The organism is Micromonospora sp. NPDC049047 (assembly GCF_040649135.1).
Classification (GTDB): domain Bacteria; phylum Actinomycetota; class Actinomycetes; order Mycobacteriales; family Micromonosporaceae; genus Micromonospora.
The window spans coordinates 1-1,351 of the sequence record NZ_JBEZEY010000056.1 but is presented as its reverse complement, the minus strand read 5'-3'; the positions used below and the strand labels follow the sequence as shown (position 1 = coordinate 1,351).

Genomic DNA, 1,351 nt, shown 5'->3' with positions numbered 1-1,351 from the left:
GGGGCTGTCTCGCTAACGGTGTTTCCGGCGATCTTGGTTAGTAGGTTTCAGCGGCTGGGAAGCGGTCGCTGAAGGTGATGGCGAAGGCGTTCAGGGCGGGTTTCCAGCGCATCGTCCATCGGGTTCTGCCTGCTCCGGTGGGATCCAGGGATCGGGTCACCAGGTACAGACACTTCAACGCGGCCTGCTCGTTGGGGAAGTGGCCACGGGCTTTCACGGCCCGCCGGTAGCGGGCGTTCAACGACTCGATCGCGTTCGTGGAGCAGATGACCTTGCGGATCTCCAGGTCGTAGTCGAGGAACGGGATGAACTCCGCCCAGGCGTTGTCCCACAACCGGATCACCGCCGGATACCGGCCACGCCACTTGTCGGCCAGGTCGTCGAACGCCGCTCGGGCGGCGTCGGCGTTGACGGCCGTGTAGATCGGCTTGATGTCCCGCTTGATCTCGTCCCAGTACTTGCGCGAGGTGAGCCGGAACGTGTTGCGGATCAGGTGGATCACGCACGTCTGCACCACGGTCCGGGGCCATACGTTCGTTACGACCTCCGGCAGGCCTTTCAGACCGTCGCAGACGAGGAAGAACACGTCCTTCACGCCGCGGTTGCGCAGGTCGGTCAGCACGCTCATCCAGAACTTGGCGCCCTCACCACCCGAGCCGGCCCACAACCCGAGGACATCCTTCTCGCCGTCGAGGGTGACCCCGATCGCGGCGTAGAACGGCCGGTTCGCCACCTGCCCATCACGCACCTTGACCACGATCGCGTCGATGAACACCGCCGCGTAGATCTCATCCAACGGGCGATGCGACCAGTCGGTCATCTCCTCGATCACCTTGTCAGTGATCCGCGAGATCGTCTCCTTCGACACCGACGCGCCGTAGATCTCGGCGAAGTGCGCGCTGATCTCCCCGGTCGTCAAACCCTTGGCATACAGCGACAACACGACCTCGTCGACCCCCGACAGGCGCCGCTGCCGCTTCTTGACGATCTGAGGCTCGAACGTGCCTGCCCTGTCCCGCGGCACGTCGATCTGCACCGGTCCGCCGGCCTCGGTCAGGACCGTCTTCGACCGGCTGCCGTTGCGGACGTTGCCCGACCCGGCACCGGCCTGCTCATGCTTCTCATAGCCGAGATGATCGGTCATCTCCTCGTTGAGCGCGGTCTCCAGGACCGTCTTGGTCAACTGCTTGAGCAACCCGTCCGGGCCGGTCAACGACAGGCCCTGTTCCTTAGCTGCCCGGACCAGCTCGGCGGCGGCTCTCGCCTCCGCCGACGGCTCGGGTCGCTTCTTACGTCCGGTCTGGTCGTTCAGTGTCGCGGTCATCACGGCACCCTCCTCACCAGGCACAAC

The 1,351-nt window shown here is 64.8% G+C and carries 1 protein-coding gene; it reads right to left on the bottom strand.

Going from position 1 to position 1,351, the window contains the following annotated elements:
- Window positions 1-37: 37 nt before the first annotated feature.
- The gene (locus AB0B86_RS33495) at window positions 38-1,324 is read right to left on the bottom strand and encodes an IS256 family transposase (RefSeq protein ID WP_357413801.1); all 1,287 of its coding nucleotides are present in this window, start codon (window positions 1,322-1,324) and stop codon (window positions 38-40) included.
- Between the last annotated feature and the right edge of the window lie 27 nt (window positions 1,325-1,351).